This is a genomic window from Telluria mixta, assembly GCF_029223865.1.
Taxonomy (GTDB): Bacteria; Pseudomonadota; Gammaproteobacteria; order Burkholderiales; family Burkholderiaceae_D; genus Telluria; species Telluria mixta.
The window spans coordinates 3,456,478-3,477,763 of record NZ_CP119520.1 but is presented as its reverse complement, the minus strand read 5'-3'; the positions used below and the strand labels follow the sequence as shown (position 1 = coordinate 3,477,763).

Here is a 21,286-nt window from a genome sequence, read left to right as displayed (position 1 = left end):
ATGCCCGGCACGTTTCGCCCCGTCATCCCCGCCTATTTAGGGCGGTGCAGCGCGCACAGCTTGTGGCCGTCCGGATCGCGCACGTACGCGAGGTACAGCGCCCCGAGCGGGCCCTCGCGCAGGCCCGGTGGCGCCTCGATCGACGTCCCGCCCTGCGCGACCGCCATGTCGTGGAAGGCGTGGACCTGTTCGGGCGACGTGCATTTGAAGCCGATCGTGGCGCCGTTCGCGCACGTGGCCTGCGCACCGTCGATCGGTTCGGTGATGCAGAACGAGCCGCCGTCGTGGCGGTAGAACAGCCGGCGCTGGCCCGTCGAATTCGTGTTGGGGAACGGTTCGCCTACACCGAGGACGCCCAGCACGGCGTCGTAGAAGCGCCGCGCGCGTTCGAGGTCGTTGGAACCGATCATGACATGACTGAACATACGTATCCTTTCTAAAGGAGTTCAACGTCGGGGAGGTTGGCAAGCACCTGGTCCCACGTATCGTAGCATTCCAGCGTCTCGACGACGACGGGCAGCGGCTCGGCCCAGACCTCCGGCAGCATGCGTTCCTCGCGCGTGCGGGTCGCGAACGCGAGCTTCTCCAGGGGCGGCGCGAAGCGCGCGTCGACGCCCGGCTTGTTGCCCCGCGCATCGATGCGGTACCAGCCAAAGTCCTTCAGATACACGGCGTTCAGGCCGTGCAGGCAGTACGGCGCCCCGCTGTCCCGACCGACAGGCGCTGGTAGCACAGCCCCGCCGGGATGCCGTTCGCGCGCAGCAGCGCGGCGAGCAGATGGCTCTTCGCATAGCAATAGCCCGTGCGGTGACGCAGCACGTCGGACGCCTTGCACGTCACGGGGTTCGATTTGAAATCGACGCTGTGGCGGATCTCGTCGCGCACGAATTCGAAGCAGGCGCGCGCGACGTCCGCTTCGGAAGTCGCGCCTTCGGCCAGCCGGCGCGCGGTGGCGAGGACGTCCGGCGTGTCGAAGTCGATGTAAGTGCTGGCGGTGAGATAGCGTTGCATGGCCGGGCCGAACGTCATCCGAATTTGCCCGCCAGCGCTGCGGCGAACACGAGGGCAATGGTGCAGAACAGGCCGAATTGCAGACGCCTGTTCGTGGCGGTGGCGAGGGTGGCGCACAGCCCCACGACGAGGGGCACGAACGCCAGAGTCGGATGCGTCATGATGTGAGCGGGTTGTCGAAGCCGCTACCTTAGCAGACCGGGCCCGCTCCAAAATGCGCTCTTTGTCACTCGGCCAGGAACATCTCCTGCAGGTCGTTGAGGAAGCGCTGCCCCAGTTCCGTCGGGCGGATCACGCGGAAATCGCGGTAGATCAGGCCCTTCGCTTCGGCCGCGTTCAATGCCTTCTCGATCGCATTGATCGGCATGCCCGTGCGCTCGCCGAACAGGTTCGGGTCGAACCCTTCCGTCAGGCGCAGCGTGTTCAGCATGAACTCGAAGCCCAGGTCGGCACGCGCGATCTCGTGTTCCTCCGCGACGGCATTGCCATTGGCCGCCGCTTCCATGAACGACGCGGGCTGCTTGTAGCGCGCCTGGCGCAGCACGCGGTGCGGGAACGACAGCTTCGAATGCGCGCCCGCGCCGATACCGAGATAGTCGCCGAACTGCCAGTAGTTCAGGTTGTGGCGCGCGCGGTGGCCCGGCTTCGCATAGGCCGAGACCTCGTAGTGCTCATAGCCCGCCGCGGCCGTGCGCTCCGCGATCATGTCCTGGATGTCGGCGGTCGCGTCGTCGCCCGGCAGCTCGGGCGGATACTTCGCGAACACCGTGTTCGGTTCCATCGTCAGGTGGTACAGCGACAAATGCGGCGGAGCGAACGACAGCGCGGTGTCGATGTCGGCCTGCGCCTCGGCCAGCGTCTGCCCCGGCAGCGCGTACATCAGGTCGAGGTTGAAGTTGTCGAAGTTGGCCTGGGCGATCCCGACGGCCCGGATGGCTTCCTCGGCGTCGTGGATGCGCCCCAGCGCCTGCAAATGCCGGCTGTTGAAGCTCTGGATGCCGATCGACAGGCGGTTGATGCCGCTGGCGCGGAAGGACTTGAATTTCTCGGCCTCGAACGTGCCGGGATTCGCTTCCATCGTGATCTCGGCGTCGAGGTCCAGCGGCAGCAAGGTGCGGAGGTCCGACATCAGCCGGTCCAGCCCCGCCGCCGACATCAGGCTCGGCGTGCCGCCGCCGATGAACACCGTATGGATCTTGCGGCCCCAGATCAGCGGCAGCGATTGTTCCAGGTCGGCGCGCAGTGCGTCCAGGTAGGCGGCTTCCGGAATCGGTTCCTTCGACTCGTGCGAATTGAAGTCGCAGTACGGACATTTGCGGACGCACCACGGCCAGTGGATGTACAGCGCCAGCGGCGGCAGCGCCGTCAGGTTCAGCGCACCCGGTTGCAGGTATTGCAGTGCAGCTGTCGCCGCATTGCGAGGCGTGGCGGCCGGCCCGACGGGCTTGATCGGAATCATTTCAGCTTCCCGAGCTTGTCGACGAGCGCGCGCAGCGCCTGGCCGCGGTGCGAGACGGCGTTCTTTTCTTCCGGCGCCAGCTCGGCGGCCGTGCGGCCGAACTCCGGCAGCAGGAAGTGCGGGTCGTAGCCGAAACCGCCCGCGCCGCGCGGCGTGTCGACGATCTGGCCGCGCCAGACGCCATCCGCGATCACGGGTTGCGGATCGTCGGCGTGGCGCATGTACACGAGCACGCAGTAGTAATAGGCCGATTTGTCGGCGTGCGCCGCCAGGTCGGCGATCAGCTTCTCGTTGTTGCGGGCGTCCGATTTCGGTTCGCCGGCAAAGCGTGCGGAAAGCACACCCGGCGCGCCGCCGAAGGCGTTCACGCACACGCCGGAATCGTCGGCGAGGGCCGGCAGGCCGGTGAGGCGCGCCGCGTGGCGGGCCTTCTGCAGCGCGTTCTCGACGAAGGTGCCGAACGGTTCTTCCGCTTCGGGGACGTCGAACTCGCCCTGCGGATGCAGTTCGAAGCCGATCGGGCCCAGCAGCTGGGCGAATTCCTTGAGCTTGCCCGCGTTGTTGGAGGCAAGGATGAGGCGTTGGGTCATGGTCGTTGGATGAAGCGCGAAAGCGGGAAGACCGTATTCTACCCCCGTCCCGGCCGCCGCATCAGGCCCGCGGAAACACCATGCTCGCCTCGAAGCCGGGTTCGAGGCGGCGCAGCGCGAGCGTGCCCTCGTGCAGCTGCGTGATGGCGGTGACGATGGACAGGCCCAGGCCATTGCCCGGCAGGTGGCGGCTCTGGTCCACGCGGTAGAAGCGGCGCGTGATCTTGTCCATGTCTTCGGGCGGCACGCCCTGGCCGTAATCGCGTACGGTCAACGCCGGCGCGCCGTCGACGGTGGCCACTTCGACGTCCACGCGGCCGCCGTTGCGGCCGTACTTGATGGCGTTGTCGATCAGGCTCGCGAGGGCGCTGGCCAGCAGGTCGCGGTCGCCGCGGATGGTCGTGGGCGTGCCCGTGAAGTGCAGCGCGATGCCCTGCTCTTCCGCGGCCGCTTCGTACAATTCCGTCATGTCGTGCGCGATGGCGGCCAGGTCGAGCTTTTCGAAGGTGCCCGCGCGCACGCCGGATTCCAGCGCGGCGATCTGCAGGAGCTTGTCGAACAGCGAGATGACGCTGTCGATATCCTCGATGGCCAGGCGCGCGTCCGCCACGAGCGCGTGCGGATCGGCCGACGCCTGCAGCGCGCGGTCGAGGCGCGAGCGCACGCGCGACAGCGGCGTGCGCAGGTCGTGCGCGATCGAGTTCGACACGTGGCGCACGCCCTCCATCAGGGCTTCGATGCGGTCGAGCATGCGGTTGATGTCGTCGCCCAGGCGCGCGAATTCGTCGTTGCCCATCACGACGATGCGGCTGGACAGCTCGCCCGCCGCGATGCGCGCCGTCGTGCGGCGGATGCGGACGATGCGCGCTTCCAGGCGCGTGCGGAAGATCTGCGCGCCGAAGAACGCGAGCAGGATCGACACGGCGCCGCTGACCAGCAGCGCGCGCTCGACGACGCTGCGGATGGCGTCCAGTTCGATCAGGTCGCGGCCAACGATGAGCCGGCTGCCGTCCTCCAGCCGCGTCGCGATGAGGCGCACGGAGACGGGCGTGCCGCCCCGCTCCATCTGGCCGAACGCCAGCTCGCCGGCCGCCGGCAGGTCGCCGTACCAGCGCCCCATGTTGCCGGCCAGGATGCGGCCCCTTGCGTCGACGAGGCTCACCACCTCCGTGTCGGTGTCGATCAGGTCGTGCAGCTGGGCGTCGATCTCGCGCACGAGGCCCGTGCGGCCGTCGCGGACCCACGCGTCGGCCAGGTGCGTCTCCACGGTCATGATCTTGTTGTCGATCGAGTGCTCGAACACGCCCACCGTGCCGAAATAGACGATGGCGGACAGGGTCGCCATCGACGCGGCCAGCAGCACGCCGTACCCGACCGCCAGCCGGAACGCGATCGAGCCGCGCAGGCCGGGCCGGCTGCTATCGGGTGACCGGGCCATAGGTCGGCGCGGCGCTCAGCACGTAGCCGGCACCGCGCACCGTGTGGATCAGGGCGGGGCTGAAATCCTTGTCGATCTTGCTGCGCAGGCGGCTGATCTGCACGTCGATGACGTTCGTCTGCGGATCGAAATGGTATTCCCACACGCCTTCCAGCAGCATCGTGCGGGTGACGATCTGGCCTTCGTGGCGCATGAGGTATTCGAGCAGGCGGAATTCGCGCGGCTGCAGGTTGATCGTCGTGCCCTGGCGCGTGACGCGCATCGTGCGCACGTCGAGCTGCAGGTCGGCCACCTGCAGCGCGGTGGCCTCGCGCGACCAGCTGTTGCGGCGGCTGAGGTTTTCCACGCGTGCCAGCAGTTCGGACATGACGAACGGCTTGGTGAGATAGTCGTCGCTGCCCGCGCGCAGGCCGCGCACGCGCTCGTCGACGCTGTTCAGCGCGGAGAGGATCAGCACCGGCGTGCCGTCGCCGCGGGCGCGCATCTGTTCGAGGATGCCCAGGCCGTCGACCTGGCCGGGCAGCATGCGGTCGAGGACAACGACGTCCCAGCGCGTTTCCTGCAGGCGGCGGTTGCCCGCCTCGCCATTCGTTTCGGCCTGTACGGCATAGCCGGCCGCGCGCAATCCGCTGCAGAGGTAGTCGCGGGTTTCGGTATCGTCTTCGATCACGAGGCAGTTCGGCATGATTCGGCTCTTGGTGTTAAGTGGACTATAGCATGGAGGCAAAACGTGCCGTCACGGCCACGCCGCGGTGCAGTATAGGCGAGCGGGGTCGGCCCAAGAATTACGATCGAGTAATGTCGACGCCACGGACACATTACCGGATCGTAATGCCGTATTGATGCACTGCAACGTAAAATCCAACCGTTTTCATTTCATGGAGTCCCTTTCATGGGCACTTGTTCGAGTGGCAGTTGTTGCCGGCTGAATGCCGGTTCCGCCCCGGCAAGATAACGCAGGTCCTTCCTCCTGCCGTCATCTCGCCCCAGGGGGGAGATGACGTACGCGTCACGACACACGAATCACCAAGCGCGAATGAAAGGTATGCCGTTCACCGACGGAGATACCGATGTTCCGTAGTTCCCTGTTTTACTTTGAACGGAACGGCCGCACGTTCCTCACGACCACCCCGAACCGCTGGGACTGGGCGCTGCTGCCGCTCGTCCTCGTCGTGCTGGCGCTCGCCGCGTACGGCGCGATGCAGATGGCGCGCCCGTTCGTGCTGGGCCAGCCGACGCCGATCTCGCTCGATCCGGCGGTCCTGCCCTACTACCTGCTGCGCACGATCCTGCGCATGTTCAGCGCGTTGGGCGCCGCGCTGCTGTTCACGTTCGCGTTTGCCGTCGTCGCGACGCGCTGGCGCAGCGCGGAAAAGATCATGGTGCCGCTGCTGGACGTGCTGCAGTCCGTGCCGATCCTGGGCTTCCAGGCGATCGCCATCGCGCCGTTCATCGCCCTCTTCCCCGGCAACCTGCTGGGCGTGGAATGCGCCGCCGTGTTCGCGATTTTCACGTCGCAGGCGTGGAACATGGCGTTCAGCCTGTACCAGTCGATGAAGACGATCCCGCCCGAACTGGCGGAAGCGGCGCGCGTGTTCCGGCTGTCGCCGTGGCAGCGCTTCTGGCGCCTGGAACTGCCGTACGCCATGCCCGCGCTGCTGTGGAACATGATGATGTCGATGTCCGGCGGCTGGTTCTTCCTCGTCGCGGCCGAGGCGATCTCGGTGGCGGGCCAGGACATCAAGCTGCCCGGCATCGGCGCCTACATCGCCGTCGCCATCGAACAAAAACAGGGCTCGGCCATCGCCTGGGCCATCGCCGCCATGTTCGCCGGCATCCTGCTGTACGACCAGCTGTTCTTCCGCCCGCTGCTGGCGTGGGCCGACAAATTCCGCTTCGAGGAATCGCAGGGAGAACATGCGCAGCAGTCGTGGGTGCTCGACTGGGGCCGCCGCAGTGTGTGGATCCGCGCCCTCACCGACCGCATGTGGGCGGCGCTTGCACGCACGCTGGGCTGGTTCGGCACGCCGGAACCCGTCGACGCCACGCCACGCGCCTCCCGCATCGCGCTGTCGGCGCGCACGATCGACCGCATCGTCCTCGCGCTGGCGCTGCTGGGCGCGTGGCGCTTCATCCTGTTCATCCACGCGCAAGTGGGCTGGGGAGAAGCGTTGCGCGTCGTGGGCCTCGGCTGCATCACACTCGTGCGCGTGATGCTGCTGATCGGCCTCGCGTCGCTCGTGTGGATGCCGGTCGCCGTGTGGATCGGCCTGCGTCCCCGCTACGCGCAGGCCGTGCAGGCGCTCGCGCAGTTTTTAGCCGCGTTCCCCGTGAACCTGATGTTCCCGCTCGTCGTGTACGCGCTCGTGCACCTGCGCCTCAATCCGAACATCTGGCTCAGTCCATTGATGGTGTTCGGCACCCAGTGGTACATCCTGTTCAACGTGGTCGCGGGCGCCTCGACGCTGCCGAACGAATTGCGCCTCGCGGCCGACAACCTCGGCCTGACGGGCTGGCTGAAATGGAAGCGCGTGTACCTGCCGGCCGTGTTCCCGAGCTTCGTCACGGGCGCGATCACGGCCAGCGGCGGCTCGTGGAACGCGAGCATCGTGGCGGAATACGTCACGTGGGGCAAGACGTCGCTCGTGGCCGATGGCCTGGGCAGCTACATCAAGCAGATGACGGATGCCGGCGACTTCCACCGCATCGCCCTCGGCATCGGGGTGATGTGCGTGTTCGTCATGGTATTGAACCGCTTCTTCTGGCGCAGGCTGTACCTGCTGGCCGAAGACCGCAGCCGCTGAAAGGAATCACAAATGACCGACAAACTGATCGAACTGCAGGCCGTGCAAAAGGCCTTCCGCAGCGCCGACGGCGCCCCGCGCACCGTGCTCGAAGGCGTCGACTTCACCTTGGCGGACGGCGAGATCGTCGCGCTGCTGGGCAAATCCGGCTCCGGCAAATCGACGTTGCTGCGCATCGTGGCGGGCCTCGTGCCCGCGGACGCCGGCAAGGTGGAATACCGCGGGCGCCCGATCCGCGGGCCGCTGTCCGGCGTCGCGATGGTCTTTCAATCGTTCGCGCTGTTCCCCTGGCTGACCGTGCAGCAGAACGTGGAACTGGGCCTGGAAGCGCAGGGCGTTCCGCCAGCCGTGCGGCGCGAACGGGCAGACGCGATGCTCGACCTGATCGGTCTCTCCGGCTTCGGCAGCGCGCTGCCGAGGGAGCTGTCGGGCGGCATGCGCCAGCGCGTGGGCATTGCGCGCGCGCTCGTCACGCACCCGGACGTGCTGCTGATGGACGAAGCCTTCTCGGCCCTCGATGTCCTGACGGGCGAGACGCTGCGCGGCGACATCCTCGACCTGTGGGACAGCAAGAGAATCCCCACGCGCGGCATCCTGATCGTCTCGCACAACATCGAGGAAGCCGTCATGATGGCGGACCGCATCGTCATCCTGTCGAGCGATCCGGGCCGCGTGCGCCACGAGATCCGCATCGACCTGCCGCGCCCGCGCAATGCCGATGCGCCGGAGGTGCGCGCCCTGGTCGACGAGGTCTATGGCCTGATGACGATGCGTCCCGCCGCCACGCCCGCGACGGCGCGCCCGGCCAACATCGACTACCGCCTGCCGGACACGGACGTGGGCCGCATGGAGAGCGTGCTGGACCTGCTCGCGGGCGCCCCGTACGACGGCCGCGCCGACCTGCCGCAGCTGTCGGAAGACACGGAATTGCCGGACGAGGAACTGTTTCCGACCTACGAGGCGCTGGGCCTGCTGGGCCTCGCGCACGTCGAGCGCGGCGACATCGCGCTGACAGGGCTGGGCCTGCGCTATGCCCAGGCCGACCAGGCGCTGCGCCAGTCGCTGTTCGGCCAGCAGCTCCTGAAAAACGTGCCGCTGGCCGCGCGCATCCGTCGCCAGCTCGACGACGAACCCGGCGGCGCGCTGCCGGAAGATCCGTTCATCAACCTGCTGGAAGACACGCTCGAAGCAGACCAGGCCAAGCGCATGCTGGAAGTGGCGGTCGAATGGGGCCGCTACGGCGAACTCTATGAATACGACTATCACACGGGCCGGCTCAAGCTGCCGGGCACGGGCAACGCGAAGGAGTGACAATGGAAGGCATCGAGATCACCGGCGATTCGAAGCTCGACCGCAAGGTCGCGCTGACCGTGGCGCTGCTGGCGTCCTTCATGGGCGTCTGCAAGGTCAAGGACGACAACATCGTGCAGGCGATGCAGCAGGCGCAGGCCGACAAGATCGACCACTGGGCCTTCTACCAGGCCCGCAACCTGCGCCAGGAACAGGCGCATACGACCCTGCTGCAGCTGCGTCTCGCGGCCCCAGGACGCCCGGCCGGCGAGCAGGCTGGCTACACCGCCGCGATCGCGGAACTGGACAAGCTGGAGCGCGACCAGGCGCAGAAGAAGAACGACGTGCTGGCGCAGGCCAAGCAGGACCAGGACACGTACGACGCGCTGAACTACCGCGACGACCAGTTCGACCTGTCCGACGCGGCGCTGGCCCTGTCGCTGCTGGCCGTCACGACGCTGACGCGCCAGCGCTGGCTGTACCTCGCGGCGCTCGTGCCGACGGCGATCGGCGTGTTCTATGGCGTGGCCGGGCTGGCGGGGTTGCCGTTTCACCCGGCGTGGTTGACGGGGTTGTTGTCGTAATCAGGCCGTCAGGCCGAGCGCCTGCTTCTGCAGGCCCACCAGTTCACGAATCCCCTGCTCGGCCAGGTCGAGCAGGCGGTTCATCCCCGCGCGGTCGAACGCCTCGCCCTCGGCCGTGCCCTGCACTTCGACGAAGTGGCCGGCCTCCGTCATCACGACGTTCATGTCGGTGTCGCAGCCGGAATCCTCGATGTAGTCGAGGTCCAGCACGGGCACGCCGCCCACGACGCCCACCGAGATCGCGGCGACGAAGTGCTTGACCGGCACGGCGGGGACCAGGCCCGCCGTCACGAGTTTCGAAAACGCGTCATAGGCCGCCACCATCGCGCCCGTGATCGATGCCGTGCGCGTGCCTCCGTCGGCCTGGATCACGTCGCAGTCCAGGTGCAAGGTGCGTTCGCCGAAGGCTTCCAGGTCGAACGCGGCGCGCAGCGAGCGGCCGATCAGGCGCTGGATTTCCTGCGTGCGGCCCGACTGCTTGCCGCGCGCCGCCTCGCGGTCCATGCGCGTGTGCGTGGAGCGCGGCAGCATGCCGTATTCCGCCGTCAGCCAGCCCTGCCCCTTCCCCTTCAGGAAGCCCGGCACTTTTTCCTCGATGCTGGCGGTACAGATCACCTTCGTGTCGCCGCATTCGATCAGCACGGAACCTTCGGCGTGCTTCGTGTACTGGCGGGTGATGCGGATGGCGCGCAGCTGGTCGACGGCACGGCCGCTGGGGCGGAGGGTTTGAGTCATGGATGTCCTTCGTGGTTGATTATTTCAATTTACTTCAATATTTGCGACGACTTCTCGATCGCATCGCGGATCTCGGCGATCGCCTTTTCGATGTCATCCTCGTCGAACGGGTCGTCCGGTGCGGGCGTCGCGGCCGGCGCATCGAGGCGGCTCGTGACTTCGCCTTCGGGCACCATCTGCGTGGAGACGACGCTCGGATCACCCGCGGCGTCCGGCGTGCCTGCGCCCTGCCACTGGATGGCGAGCGCGGTCGTATTGTCGCCGCGGCTGCCCGCGATCGTGGTCGCCATCGCGATCATTTCCGGCACGGCCTGCGTGATCGGCTGCGCGGACAGGCGGTGCGCGATCTCGGTGTCGGGCAGGACGGCCCACAGGCCGTCGGAGCACAGCAGCAGGATGTCGCCCGGCTCCAGGCTCGCCGCGCGCGACAGCTCGACCTTCGGCGGCGTCGACGCGCCCAGGCAGTTGTACAGCTTGTTGCGGTCCGGGTGCGTGGCGCGCTCGCTCGCATCGGCCTGCCCTTTCGCGATCAGGTATTCGATGTGCGAATGGTCGCGCGTGCGCCCGAGGACCTGGCCGCGGCGCAGCCAGTACAGGCGCGAATCGCCGCAATGGGCCCAGACGGCGCTGTTGTGCTGCACGAGGCAGGCGACGATCGTCGTGCGCGGGCTGTCCGGCATCGCCTTGTCGCGCGTGTAGCGCATGATGTCCTCGTGGGCCTGCTGCAGGGCCTCCTCGAGGAAGCGCTCGGGCTTGCGCACGTACGGCGTCGCCTGCGCCTTGAAGCGGGTGGCGATGCTTTGCAGGGCGATCGTGGCCGCGACCTCACCGCGCAGGTGGCCGCCCATGCCGTCCGCCAGCACGAGCAGCAGCGCGTCGCGCGTGTACAGATAGCCCATGCGGTCCTGGTTGAGTTTGCGGCCGCCGATGTGGGTCTGCTGGTAGACGGAAAATTGCATGGCTATCCTCAGGCGCGTCCGCGGCCGAAGCCGATGCGTTCGACGAGGCCGCGCCAGCCGGAGGCCGGCACCGCTTCCCCGGTCTCGGGCGGCAGCGCCGCCGGCGTCGCGGGGAGACCCGCCTGCAGTACCTTCTGCACGGCGAACACGCTCTGCGGCCGCGCCAGCGGATCGAGGGCGAGGCACGCCTTCACCATCGCCACCAGGCCCGGCGTGTATGCGCCGTCGAGCTTCGCGAACTGCTCCTCCATCGTGTCGGCCGCGCGGCGCTGGTCGGCCGGCTGCGGCGGCGCGCCCGCCATGCACGCGAACATGGCGGCGCCGATGCTGTAGATGTCCGTCCATGGCCCCAGCGCGCTGCCTTTCGCGTACAGCTCGGGCGCCGCGAAGCCGGGCGTGTACATGGGCGCCAGGGTGGGCGCATCGGTGTGGATGGTCTGGCGCGCGGCGCCGAAGTCGAGCAGCATGGGCGAACCGTCCGTGCGCAAATAGATGTTGGCCGGCTTGAGGTCCAGGTGCAGCAGCTTGTTCGCGTGGACGTCGCGCAGGCCGGCACAGACGCCGTTGAAGACCTGCCGGATGAACGGCTCGCCGGCGCGGCTGCCTTTCGCGACCAGGCGCGCAGCGACTTCCTGCAGCGAGTGACCGGATTCGTAGGCCATCACCATATAGACCGTGTCATTGGCGCGAAAAAAATTTAACACCCGCACGACGTTCGGATGGACGATGCGCGCCAGCGCCCGCCCCTCTTCGAAAAAGCATTTCAGGCCGATGCGGAACACGGGCAGGTTGGCCTTCGGGATCGTGGGCGTCAGCTCGCCCGGGGCCCGCAGCGCCAGGGCGCTGGGCAGGTATTCCTTGATCGCCACCGCGTTGCCGTCGGCGTCATATGCAAGATAAACAATACTGAACCCGCCGGACGCAATTTTCTTTACAATGCGATATCCGCCAATTTCCAGCCCATCGGGCAGGGGAGCATTATTCTGGGCAGCCATTTGGGAAAGTATTCCTTGCTAAACACGGCGATTGTGTGGATAAATCACCGCTTTGTAAAGAATAAGGGAATCTCGCAAAACCACAGCGCGCGGCGCCACCCGCACCGCGCTGCGGCCGGCCAAGCAGATTCCGGAAATCGGGGACTCCATTGAGCATTTCTAGCATGACAGGTTATGCGGTCGCCACAAGCGAAGGCGCTGCCGGCACCCTGACGATCGAGATCAAGAGCGTCAATTCGCGCTTTCTCGACCTCCAGTTCCGCATCAACGACGAGCTGCGCGCGTTGGAACCGGACCTGCGCTCCGCCATCATGGCGGCCATCACGCGCGGCAAGGTCGAGGTGCGGCTGTCGTTCGGGCGCAAGGCCACGACCGGCTCCCAGGCCCTGAACCAGACGCTGCTGGCCGACCTCGCGCGGCTGCAGACCGAAGTCACGCGCCACTTCGTGTCCGCGCCGCTGATGACGGTCGCGGAACTGCTGCGCTGGCCGGGCGTGATCGAGGAAGCGCAGATCGGCCAGGAATCGCTGCAGGCCGACGTCGCCGCCCTCGCCGCGAAGACGATCGCCGCCTTCGTCGACAGCCGCAAGCGCGAAGGCGCGGCGCTGGAAGCGATGCTGGTCTCGCGCATCGAATCGATGGAAGCCATCGTCAAGCGCATCACCCCGTTGATCCCGCAGGTCATCGCCCAGTTCCAGCAAAAGGCCATCGAGCGCATGCAGGACGCCCTGGGGCTGGCCGGCCACGGCAACCCGCAAGTGCTCACGCGCCAGGAAGTCTTCGAACGAATTCGCCAGGAAGTCACTCTATACGGCATCCGCATCGACGTCTCGGAAGAATTGTCGCGCCTGACGGCCCACCTGAACGAGACCCGCCACATCCTCAAGAAGGGTGGCCAGGTCGGCAAGCGCCTCGACTTCATGATGCAGGAACTGAACCGCGAAGCGAACACGCTGGGCGCCAAGGCTTCCGTCAAGGAGCTGGCCGATGCGTCGATGGAGCTCAAGCTGCTCATTGAGCAGATGCGCGAACAGGTACAGAATCTCGAATAAACACGGCGATTCAAGCCGTGTTGGACGCGTTGACGGGGCCCCGTCAACGCGTCCAATTGCATTATGAACACCACGAAAAAGGAACCCACCATGCTCACCAACGCTTTCTCCGGCAGCCTGTTCGTCGTCGCCGCCCCGTCCGGCGCCGGCAAGTCGACCCTGGTCAATGCGCTGCTGGCTCAGGAACCGGGCATCAAGCTGTCGATCTCGACCACGACGCGCCCGCCGCGTCCGGGCGAACAGGACGGCCGCGAATACCACTTCACCACCGCCGAGGATTTCGTCGCCCGCGCCGACCGCGGCGAGTTCCTGGAATGGGCCGAGGTGCATGGGAATTACTACGGCACGAGCCGCCTGACGGTGGAACAGGAAATGAAGACGGGTACGGACATCCTGCTGGAAATCGACTGGCAAGGCGCGCGCCAGGTGAAGAAGCAGTTCCCGGACGCGGCCGGCATTTTTATCCTGCCGCCGTCGATCGCGGCGCTGGAAGAGCGCCTGCACAAGCGCGGCACGGACGAGCCGCACATCATCACGCGACGCCTGCTGGCCGCGGGGGGCGAGATCGCTCACGCTCCCGAGTTCGAGTATGCTATCATCAACGAAGAGTTCAACGTCGCCCTGTCCGAGCTGCAGGCGATTGTCAAAGCGACACGTTCGCGCTTCGCCCAACAGGCAGCCCGCAACGCCTCGCTCTTTGCCCAGTTGGGAATCCACGTGCAGCAACCGCAATCGTAACCGTCGCGATACGGCTCGTTCGTAATTTTTCGTTCAAAACAGTCTCCCGGAGTAAACCATGGCCCGCATCACCATTGAAGATTGCCTGAAAAACGTCCCGAACCGTTTCCAGCTGACCCTGGCCGCGACCTACCGCGCGCGCCAACTGCTGCAAGGGCACACCCCGAAAGTCGAAGCCAAGGACAAGCCGACCGTCGTCGCGCTGCGTGAAATCGCCGCCGGCAAAGTCGGTCTGGAAATGCTGAAAAAAGTCCCGATGTAAGTCGGGCGGTGCCTGAATGAGTCAGCCCGTGATTCTGTTATGCTGTTTCCATACTGCGGCTGATTGTCATTACGTATGAGCTTAACCTCACCGGATTCCGTCCACTCGGGCACCAACAACAAGGCGAGCCGGCCCGGCCGGCCCGCCAACAAACCGCAGGAAGCCGAACCGGCGCCCGCTCCCGGCGTCGCGTCGATCACGCACCTGGCCGGCAAGCTGGCCGAATATCTCACCCCCGTCGAACTCAAGCGCGTCAAGGAAGCCTACCGCTTCTCGGACGAGATGCACCTCGGCCAGGTCCGCAAGTCGGGCGAGCCGTACATCTCGCACCCGATCGCCGTGGCCGAGATCTGCGCCGACTGGAAGCTGGACGCCCAGGCGATCATGGCCGCGCTGCTGCACGACGTGATCGAGGACCAGGACGTCAAGAAGGAAGAGCTGCTGGAGCGCTTCGGCCCGCAGGTCGCCGACCTCGTCGACGGCCTGTCGAAGCTGGAAAAGATCGAGTTCCAGAGCGTCGTCGAAGCGCAGGCGGAAAACTTCCGCAAGATGCTGCTTGCCATGGCGTCGGACGTGCGCGTCATCCTGATCAAGCTGGCCGACCGCCTGCACAACATGCGCACCTTGGGCGTGATGGCCCCGGCCAAGAAGCGCCGCATCGCGGGCGAGACGATGGAAGTCTACGTCCCGATCGCGCACCGCCTCGGCCTGAACGACATCTACCGCGAACTGCAGGACCTGTCGTTCTCGCACCTGTACCCGCTGCGCTACCGCACGCTGTCGAAGGCGATCAAGGCCGCGCGCGGCAACCGCCGCGAAGTGGTCAACAAGATTCTGGGGGCCGTCAAGAACCAGCTCTCCGCCGCCGGCCTGCCGGCCGAAGTCTACGGCCGCGAGAAGACCCTGTTCGGCATCTATAAAAAGATGCGCAGCAAGCACCTGTCGTTCTCGCAGGTGCTGGACGTGTACGGTTTCCGCGTCGTCGTCGACACGGTCCCGAACTGTTACGTGGCGCTCGGCTCCCTGCATGCGCTGTACAAGCCCATGCCCGGCAAGTTCAAGGACTACATCGCGATCCGCAAGATCAACGGTTACCAGTCGCTGCACACCACCCTGATCGGCCCGTACGGCACCCCGGTCGAATTCCAGATCCGCACCCAGGAAATGCACCGCACGGCGGAATCCGGCGTGGCGGCGCACTGGCTGTACAAGACGGGCGACCAGAACATGACCGACCTGCAGCAGCGCACCCACGCGTGGCTGCAGTCGCTGCTCGACATCCAGCAGCAGACGGGCGACTCCGCCGAATTCCTCGAGCACGTGAAGGTCGACCTGTTCCCGGACTCCGTCTACGTGTTCACGCCGAAGTCGAAGATCATCGCCCTGCCGCGCGGCGCCACGCCGCTGGACTTCGCCTACAGCATCCACACCGGCATCGGCGACCACACGGTGGGCGTGAAGATCAACCACGAACCCGCATCGCTGCGCACGGAACTGCACAACGGCGACATCGTCGAGATCGAGACCGATCCCGATTCGCGCCCCAGCCCGACGTGGCTGAGCTTCGTCCGCACGGGCAAGGCGCGCTCGGCGATCCGCCACCACCTGCGCACCATCAACCTGAACGAATCCGTCGAGCTCGGCCAGGAACTGCTGGGCCAGGCACTGACCCAGCTGGGTATCAAGGCCGAACTGACGCCGGCAACGATCGAGCGCCTGCTGGCGGAATCGTCGGCCAAGTCGATGGACGAGGTGTATGCGGACATCGGCATCGGCAAGCGCATGCCCGCCCTCGTGGCGCGCCACATCGTGAGCCTGCTGGGCGGCGACGTCACCTCCGTCCCCGCGCAGCCGAGCCACGGCGGCGAACTGGATCCGGTGACGATCTACGGCAGCGAAGGCGTGGCCGTGCAACTGGCACCGTGCTGCCAGCCCATCCCGGGCGACCACATCATCGGCCAGCTGCGCCGCGACCAGGGCCTCGTCGTGCACACGGCCGACTGCTCGCAAGCGACGCGCCTGCGCCTGAAGGAACCGGACCGCTGGATATCGGTCCAGTGGGGCAGCGAGCTGAATCGCCGCTTCGACTGCCGCATCCGCCTGCTGATCAACAACGAAAAGGGCATCCTGGCCCGCGTCGCCGCCGAGATCGGCGAGTCCGACGCCAACATCACGTATGTGGGCATGGACGAGGATGACGAACACATGATGACCCAGCTGCGCTTCACGATCCAGGTGAAGGATCGCGTGCACCTGGCGCATCTGATCCGCAACCTGCGCCGCGTGGCAGGCGTCAACCGCGTGGAGCGCGAGCGGGCGTAACTACAAAGGCAGGGTACACCGGAACCCGACGTACGCCCGCTGCGCCTGCGGCCGCTCGTCGACGACGGTAAAGATTCCCGCGCCTTCCTGCGACGACCAGCTGCCGCCCCGCGCCAGCGCCCTGCCCCACCAGCTCCGGCCCGCCCGCGGCCACCAGCCCATTCCCTGCTGCATCGGCGCGCCGGGCGCCGTCGCCAGCGTGGGCGAGCCGGGCAGGAAACCGTGCGCGACGATACCGTCCGCGTTGCCCTGCACGTCGTCGAACACCCAGCTGAACGCATTGCCCGCAGCGTCGATGATGCGCTCGCCGTTCGACAGCACGAACCAGCGCCGTTCGAGCGGATCGGGCGAGTCCACGGCGGCCGCCTGGGGTCTGTCGAAGCGGCCCAGGTGCAGCCCCTGGAACAGCCGGCCGTCGCCGACGGCGCCCCCCGTCCAGTTGGTCGCCTGGCCGGCGATATCGCGGGCGATCGCCAGCGCCTGCCGCTCCGTCAGCAGTTCGAAGCCGGCGAGCGCACAGGCCAGGCGGGCCGCGTGGTAGCCGATGCACACCCACGGCGGCATCGTCCCGCTCAGCACCACCTGTCCATCCGGCCCGCACGCCGCCAGCCAGCGCGCCACGGCGAAAGCCGGGACCTCGACGCCTCCGGGCAGCGTCGTCGCCGGCACCGCGATGAAACCGGGCGGCAGAGGTCCGGGTGGCGAGGCGTGCGCGGCCGCCACGGCCGCCATATCCGCATCGAGGTTGCCCATGCGCGGCTACTCAGAACATCTGGTAGACATAGGGCGACAGCTCCGCCTGTGGCCGCGCCGCGATGTACAGCGCATGCAGGGCCCGCGCCGCCTCGGCCACCTGCGGCGCGTGCGCGGCCAGCTCCGGGTGCCCGTGCGCGCGCCAGTGCGCCGCGAGACGCGCGCCGAATCCCTCGGCGTCCAGGCATGACGGTACGAGGAAGTCGTCGAAGCCCATCGTCGTGTGCGTGCGCTGCGTGTAATAGCTGGCCAGGCGCGGATTCGGGCCCAGCGGGAACGGTACCTGGCCGGGTACGCAGTGCGCGGTCAGGGCATCGAACAGCGGCGCCGCGATGGCGCGCAGTGCTTTGTCGTCAATCGAGCTCATAGGTCTTCCTCCAGTCCTCGTCATCCGGCAACGGCGGCTGCTCGCGGCGCCACAGCACGACGTCCTCCAGCACCAGCACATCCATCTCCGTGCGCATGAAGCAGCGGTAGGCATCCTGCGGACTGCACACGATCGGCTCGCCGCGCACGTTGAACGATGTGTTCACGAGCAGCGGGCAGCCCGTCAGCCGTTCGAACGCTTCGATCAGGGCGCGGAATTCCGGATGACTGTCCCTGTCGACGGTCTGGATGCGGGCCGAGTAATCGACGTGGGTGACGGCCGGGATGTCGCTGCGCGGCTGGTTGATGACCGCCATCATGTCGTCGTCGCCCGCCTCGAAGGCGTTCGTGTCCATGGGCACGCAGCGTGTCGCATTCACCGGTGCCACCATCAGCATGTACGGGCTGTCGCCGTCGAAGTCGAAGTACTCGGCGCAGCGCTCGCGCAGCACGGCCGGCGCGAACGGGCGGAACGATTCGCGGAACTTGATTTTCAGGTTCATCGTCGCCTGCGTGCGCGGATTGCGCGGGTCGCCGAGGATCGACCGGGCACCCAGCGCGCGCGGCCCGAATTCCATGCGCCCCGACAGCCAGCCGGCGATCTTGCCCGCCGCCAGCGCCTCCGCGACGACGGCCAGGCGCTCGTCGCGATCGACGATGCGCCGGTATGGATAGCCTTTGCGGTCGAGGAAGGCAAGGATTTCCTCGCTCGAATAACGCGGTCCGAGGTAACTGCCGCGCTGGGCATCGCCCTCCCCGTGCGTTCGCCGGCGCGGCGCCTCGAACGCCATGTGGTGCGCCAGCAGGGCCGCGCCCAGCGCACCGCCCGCATCGCCCGCAGCCGGCTGGACCCAGATACCGTCGAAGATGCCGGCCGCGGCCAGCTTGCCGTTGGCGACGCAGTTCAACGCCACGCCGCCCGCCAGCACGAGGTTGCGCTCGCCGCTCAGCCGGCGCAGGTGGCGCGCCGTCTTGAGCACAATGTCCTCGGTCACCTGCTGGATGCTGGCCGCGAGGTCCATCTCGCGCCGCGTGATCGGCGTCTCGGGCTGGCGCGCCGGGCCGTCGAACAGGTCGGCGAAGCGTGGACCGGGCATCGCCATGCCGTCCAGCCAGCCGAAACAAGACATGTCCAGCCGGTACGAGCCGTCGGTCCGGACGTCGATCAGGTGTTCGCGGATCCGGCCGGCGTAGCGCGGCCTGCCGTAAGGCGCCAGCCCCATCAGCTTGTACTCGCCGGAATTGACCTTGAAGCCGCAGAAACTCGTGAATGCGCTGTACAGCAGGCCCAGCGAATGCGGATAGTCGATCTCGGCGAACAGTTCCAGTGTCCGGCCGCGACCCGTGCCGAGCGTGGTCGTGGCCCATTCGCCGACACCGTCGATCGTGAGCACGGCGGCGCTGTCGAACGGCGACGGGTAGAAGGCGCTGGCGGCATGGGCCATGTGGTGTTCGGCGAACAGCACGCGGCCGGCGCGTCCGAGCGTGCCGAGCGTCTGGCGCACGTGCTCGTTCACCCAGATCTTGTCGCCCAGCACCGCCCCTGCCGCCTGGACGAACAGGTCGCGCGCTCCCGCGGCGGGACCTTGCCGCAGACCGGCGCAGGCGTTCTGCACGACGCGGTCGAACGTCAGCAGCGGGTTGTCGTAGAAGACGATCGCATCGAGGTCGGCCGCGTCGACGAAGCCTTCTTCGAGACAGTAATTGATGGCGTTGACGGGAAACGACGGGTCGTGCTTGCGGCGCGTGAAGCGCTCTTCCTGCGCGGCCGCGACGATCTCGCCGTCGCGCACCAGCGCCGCCGCCGCGTCATGGTAATAGCCGGCGATGCCCAGGATAGTGTTGCCCATGTCGCCTCCTCAGCTGGCGCGGGCCAGGCCTGCGCCCAGCATGTCCGCAATGACGGGCTCGAGCGAACGCGCGAGGGCGTCGTGGCCGGCCGGTGTGAAATGGATGTCCTTGTCCCAACGCAGCCGGCGACGCGCGTCGGGTGCGATGCGCAGCAGGTCGGGCAGCGGGTCGTGCAGGCGGCAGCCGAGGTCGGCGGCCAGTTCCGCGAACCGGGCCTGGTACGACGTGGCATCGCATGTCTCGTCGAGATGCTGCGGCAACGGCAGCGGCATCAGGAGCACGGGCCGGTCGAGCGCACGGATCCACTGCGTGAGGATCGCGCGCATCAGGCACCAGGCCGGGTCGGCGGGCGAGTCATAGTGCGGCAGCGGCTGGTATTGCGTGAGGTGCTGGACCATGTTGCGGATGCCCAGCTTGTTGACCACCTTGCGCAGCATGAGGAAGCGTCCGCCGTGGTCCACGGCGGCGGCCTGGGAGGCGTCCAGCTCGGCTTCCTCGTACGGATCGCGCCGGGGCGGCACGTGGCACAGCCGCAGCGTGCCGTTCTCGAGCCGGTAATACGGCTTGGCATACAGGCGCTCGACGCCGTGCTCGTCGTGGTGCGGACGGAATTGCGCGACGACGCGCCGGATGTTTTCGACGAAGACGGCGATCACGACGAGGTCGTGCTCGATGTCGCGGGCGAATTCGCGCCAGATGAGGTATTGCTGGTCCGTCCCCGTCGACGACAGGCCGAAATTGTAGACCTCGACGGGCGGCGTGCCGGCCTCGGGCAGCCGTGCCTCCAGCAGCTCGGTATAGCGCTGGCGGTTGGGCACGGCGTCGCCGGCCGTGAACGAGTCGCCGAACACGAGGACGCGCCGGTGGCCGGGCGTGCGCGCCCGTGCGAAGGGCCGGTCGGCGCGGAACCCCTGTTCGTTGACCTGCATGAGATACCCGCCGCCCTCATGCGGAATCCGCACGCGCAGACGGGGAATATAGCGATAACCGACGACAGGATGATATTCGTAGAGTTGCCTCATCATTTCCTCGTGTGCTTTTTCGGACGAAATGATGATGCGTTATTTGGATATGAGGATTTTTATGCAATCTCAACTTTCCGCGACGATGTATTTTCTTTCATCATTGGTTTTCAAAAATAGATGCCGAATTATTTCTGCTGGAATATTAATTTTGAAAATTATTTAAGCGCGGAAACCAAATGCGCACTATTGGCGCTGCACAAACCGTGAGGGGCGCCCATCCATCATATTTCCCAGGTGCAGAGGGACGGAAATGACGTCTGTGCTGGAAAATGATTAATGGAAATGGAATCGAGCATGCCGCCGTCGATCACTGAACACAATGCCTTATTGGTCCGATACCTGATGGTTTTTCTGATCGGCTATGTTTTATTGGCTGTTCACGCCGGGGCGGATATCCGTAAAAAAACGGACGCCGCCAATCCTGCGCCGCAAATCGAACCGGGAAAAGCCAAATTGGTCGATCTGGCATCCTTGCCGCCGCAATTGCGGCGCACGGTCGACAATGAAATCAAACGCCTGCGCGCAGGAGACGGCGTACTTTACGGCGACATGACGCCCGAGGAGGCGCACGACCTGGAAAGCGCCGACGGGCGGGCGCTGCCGCTGGACGGGGCGCTGGATCGCGTCATCGCGCACGCAAAAGTGCCGCCGGCGGACGTCTCGGCCAGCGATCTCGCCGGCTACACGCTGGCGGGCGTGGTACCCGAGGGGCCCGGACAGGACGGACCGTGGACCAGCGTGAAGCGCGTGTACCGGCGTCCCGACGGGGTACTCGTCATGCTGCACGAGTGGGCGTATGCGGCCGAAGGCGGCGGCGTCCTCGGTGTGCGCGAGCTGATGAATGCCTCCGTGCAGCACGGCGCGACCCGCTGTCCGGCCCAGTTCGCGATCCGGCGCGCGCCGACGGGCCAGGTCGTCTCCGAGCTGCGTTGGTTCACGGATGCCAAGGTCTTCACGCTGAGCGTGGCACAGGACGTGCTCGCCGACGGCGGCAAGGATCACGGCAAGGCGTGGCTGCTGCACCTGGCCGAAGCCATCGAATGAGCGGTCGC

At 66.6% G+C, this 21,286-nt stretch carries 23 protein-coding genes; 8 read left to right on the top strand and 15 right to left on the bottom strand.

From position 1 onward, the window contains the following. Positions 1-32: 32 nt before the first annotated feature. The 8 genes from P0M04_RS15470 to P0M04_RS15435 form a co-directional block, all read right to left on the bottom strand. The gene (locus P0M04_RS15470) at positions 33-425 is read right to left on the bottom strand and encodes a VOC family protein (protein WP_259451673.1); all 393 of its coding nucleotides are present in this window, start codon (positions 423-425) and stop codon (positions 33-35) included. 11 nt (positions 426-436) lie between these two features. Beyond that, positions 437-670, bottom strand: coding sequence for a hypothetical protein (locus P0M04_RS15465; RefSeq protein WP_281042426.1), 234 nt, complete (start codon positions 668-670; stop codon positions 437-439). A 5-nt stretch (positions 671-675) separates the two neighbouring features. Then, the gene (locus P0M04_RS15460) at positions 676-1,011 is read right to left on the bottom strand and encodes a transglutaminase-like domain-containing protein (RefSeq protein WP_281042425.1); all 336 of its coding nucleotides are present in this window, start codon (positions 1,009-1,011) and stop codon (positions 676-678) included. 14 nt (positions 1,012-1,025) lie between these two features. Beyond that, positions 1,026-1,172 carry a hypothetical protein gene (locus P0M04_RS15455; RefSeq protein WP_181158876.1) on the bottom strand — a complete coding sequence of 49 codons (147 nt, stop codon included), beginning with the start codon at positions 1,170-1,172 and terminating at the stop codon, positions 1,026-1,028. 65 nt (positions 1,173-1,237) lie between these two features. Next, positions 1,238-2,470: a radical SAM family heme chaperone HemW gene (hemW, locus tag P0M04_RS15450; protein ID WP_259451675.1), complete on the bottom strand. Its 1,233-nt coding sequence runs from the start codon at positions 2,468-2,470 to the stop codon at positions 1,238-1,240. Then, positions 2,467-3,060: an RdgB/HAM1 family non-canonical purine NTP pyrophosphatase gene (gene rdgB / locus P0M04_RS15445; protein ID WP_259451676.1), complete on the bottom strand. Its 594-nt coding sequence runs from the start codon at positions 3,058-3,060 to the stop codon at positions 2,467-2,469. The genes hemW and rdgB overlap by 4 nt, the downstream gene beginning before the upstream one ends. Before the next feature lie 61 nt (positions 3,061-3,121). Then, positions 3,122-4,498, bottom strand: coding sequence for a sensor histidine kinase (locus tag P0M04_RS15440; protein ID WP_259451677.1), 1,377 nt, complete (start codon positions 4,496-4,498; stop codon positions 3,122-3,124). Further along, positions 4,479-5,183: a response regulator transcription factor gene (locus P0M04_RS15435; RefSeq protein ID WP_259451678.1), complete on the bottom strand. Its 705-nt coding sequence runs from the start codon at positions 5,181-5,183 to the stop codon at positions 4,479-4,481. Before P0M04_RS15435 ends, P0M04_RS15440 begins: the two co-directional genes overlap by 20 nt. Positions 5,184-5,568: 385 nt before the next feature. On the opposite strand from P0M04_RS15435, the gene P0M04_RS15430 reads away from it, so the two are divergent. The 3 genes from P0M04_RS15430 to P0M04_RS15420 are packed head-to-tail and all read left to right on the top strand — an operon-like array spanning position 5,569 to position 9,176. Continuing rightward, entirely contained in the window at positions 5,569-7,302 is a 1,734-nt protein-coding gene (locus P0M04_RS15430; RefSeq protein ID WP_259451679.1) for an ABC transporter permease, read from the top strand. A gap of 12 nt (positions 7,303-7,314) precedes the next feature. After that, positions 7,315-8,613, top strand: coding sequence for an ABC transporter ATP-binding protein (locus tag P0M04_RS15425; RefSeq protein WP_259451680.1), 1,299 nt, complete (start codon positions 7,315-7,317; stop codon positions 8,611-8,613). Positions 8,614-8,615: 2 nt separating this feature from the next. Beyond that, positions 8,616-9,176, top strand: coding sequence for a DUF4337 domain-containing protein (locus tag P0M04_RS15420; RefSeq protein WP_259451681.1), 561 nt, complete (start codon positions 8,616-8,618; stop codon positions 9,174-9,176). On the opposite strand, the gene rph is transcribed toward P0M04_RS15420, so the two are convergent. Genes rph through P0M04_RS15405 form a run of 3 tightly spaced genes read right to left on the bottom strand, consistent with a single transcriptional unit; the run spans position 9,177 to position 11,865 of the window. Beyond that, entirely contained in the window at positions 9,177-9,911 is a 735-nt protein-coding gene (gene rph, locus P0M04_RS15415; RefSeq protein ID WP_259451682.1) for a ribonuclease PH, read from the bottom strand. A gap of 29 nt (positions 9,912-9,940) precedes the next feature. Further along, complete coding sequence (locus tag P0M04_RS15410) at positions 9,941-10,870, bottom strand: PP2C family protein-serine/threonine phosphatase (RefSeq protein ID WP_259451683.1); 930 nt, start codon at positions 10,868-10,870, stop codon at positions 9,941-9,943. Positions 10,871-10,878: 8 nt separating this feature from the next. Beyond that, positions 10,879-11,865 carry a serine/threonine protein kinase gene (locus P0M04_RS15405; RefSeq protein ID WP_259451684.1) on the bottom strand — a complete coding sequence of 329 codons (987 nt, stop codon included), beginning with the start codon at positions 11,863-11,865 and terminating at the stop codon, positions 10,879-10,881. 164 nt (positions 11,866-12,029) lie between these two features. Between P0M04_RS15405 and P0M04_RS15400 the strand changes: the two genes are divergently transcribed. The 4 genes from P0M04_RS15400 to P0M04_RS15385 all read left to right on the top strand — a co-directional run bounded on the left by P0M04_RS15400 (position 12,030) and on the right by P0M04_RS15385 (position 16,239). After that, positions 12,030-12,917 (top strand): YicC/YloC family endoribonuclease, encoded by an 888-nt coding sequence (locus P0M04_RS15400; RefSeq protein WP_259451685.1) that lies wholly within the window; start codon positions 12,030-12,032, stop codon positions 12,915-12,917. A gap of 90 nt (positions 12,918-13,007) precedes the next feature. Then, entirely contained in the window at positions 13,008-13,655 is a 648-nt protein-coding gene (gmk, locus tag P0M04_RS15395) for a guanylate kinase (protein ID WP_036233731.1), read from the top strand. 58 nt (positions 13,656-13,713) lie between these two features. Then, a complete protein-coding gene (gene rpoZ, locus P0M04_RS15390) occupies positions 13,714-13,917 on the top strand; it encodes a DNA-directed RNA polymerase subunit omega (RefSeq protein ID WP_005665923.1) in 204 nt (67 codons plus the stop codon). A gap of 75 nt (positions 13,918-13,992) precedes the next feature. Continuing rightward, positions 13,993-16,239 (top strand): RelA/SpoT family protein, encoded by a 2,247-nt coding sequence (locus P0M04_RS15385; RefSeq protein ID WP_259451686.1) that lies wholly within the window; start codon positions 13,993-13,995, stop codon positions 16,237-16,239. On the opposite strand, the gene P0M04_RS15380 is transcribed toward P0M04_RS15385, so the two are convergent. The 4 genes from P0M04_RS15380 to P0M04_RS15365 form a co-directional block, all read right to left on the bottom strand. Next, positions 16,240-16,908, bottom strand: a complete 669-nt coding sequence (locus P0M04_RS15380) for a hypothetical protein (protein WP_259451687.1) — start codon at positions 16,906-16,908, stop codon at positions 16,240-16,242. Between the two features lie 94 nt (positions 16,909-17,002). Further along, positions 17,003-17,359 carry a hypothetical protein gene (locus P0M04_RS15375; RefSeq protein ID WP_259451688.1) on the bottom strand — a complete coding sequence of 119 codons (357 nt, stop codon included), beginning with the start codon at positions 17,357-17,359 and terminating at the stop codon, positions 17,003-17,005. After that, positions 17,346-19,208: a carbamoyltransferase family protein gene (locus P0M04_RS15370; RefSeq protein ID WP_259451689.1), complete on the bottom strand. Its 1,863-nt coding sequence runs from the start codon at positions 19,206-19,208 to the stop codon at positions 17,346-17,348. The genes P0M04_RS15375 and P0M04_RS15370 overlap by 14 nt, the downstream gene beginning before the upstream one ends. 9 nt (positions 19,209-19,217) lie before the next feature. Then, positions 19,218-20,231 (bottom strand): SGNH/GDSL hydrolase family protein, encoded by a 1,014-nt coding sequence (locus tag P0M04_RS15365; RefSeq protein WP_281042424.1) that lies wholly within the window; start codon positions 20,229-20,231, stop codon positions 19,218-19,220. Positions 20,232-20,510: 279 nt separating this feature from the next. On the opposite strand from P0M04_RS15365, the gene P0M04_RS15360 reads away from it, so the two are divergent. Then, positions 20,511-21,278: a hypothetical protein gene (locus tag P0M04_RS15360; protein WP_259451691.1), complete on the top strand. Its 768-nt coding sequence runs from the start codon at positions 20,511-20,513 to the stop codon at positions 21,276-21,278. Positions 21,279-21,286 lie beyond the last annotated feature (8 nt).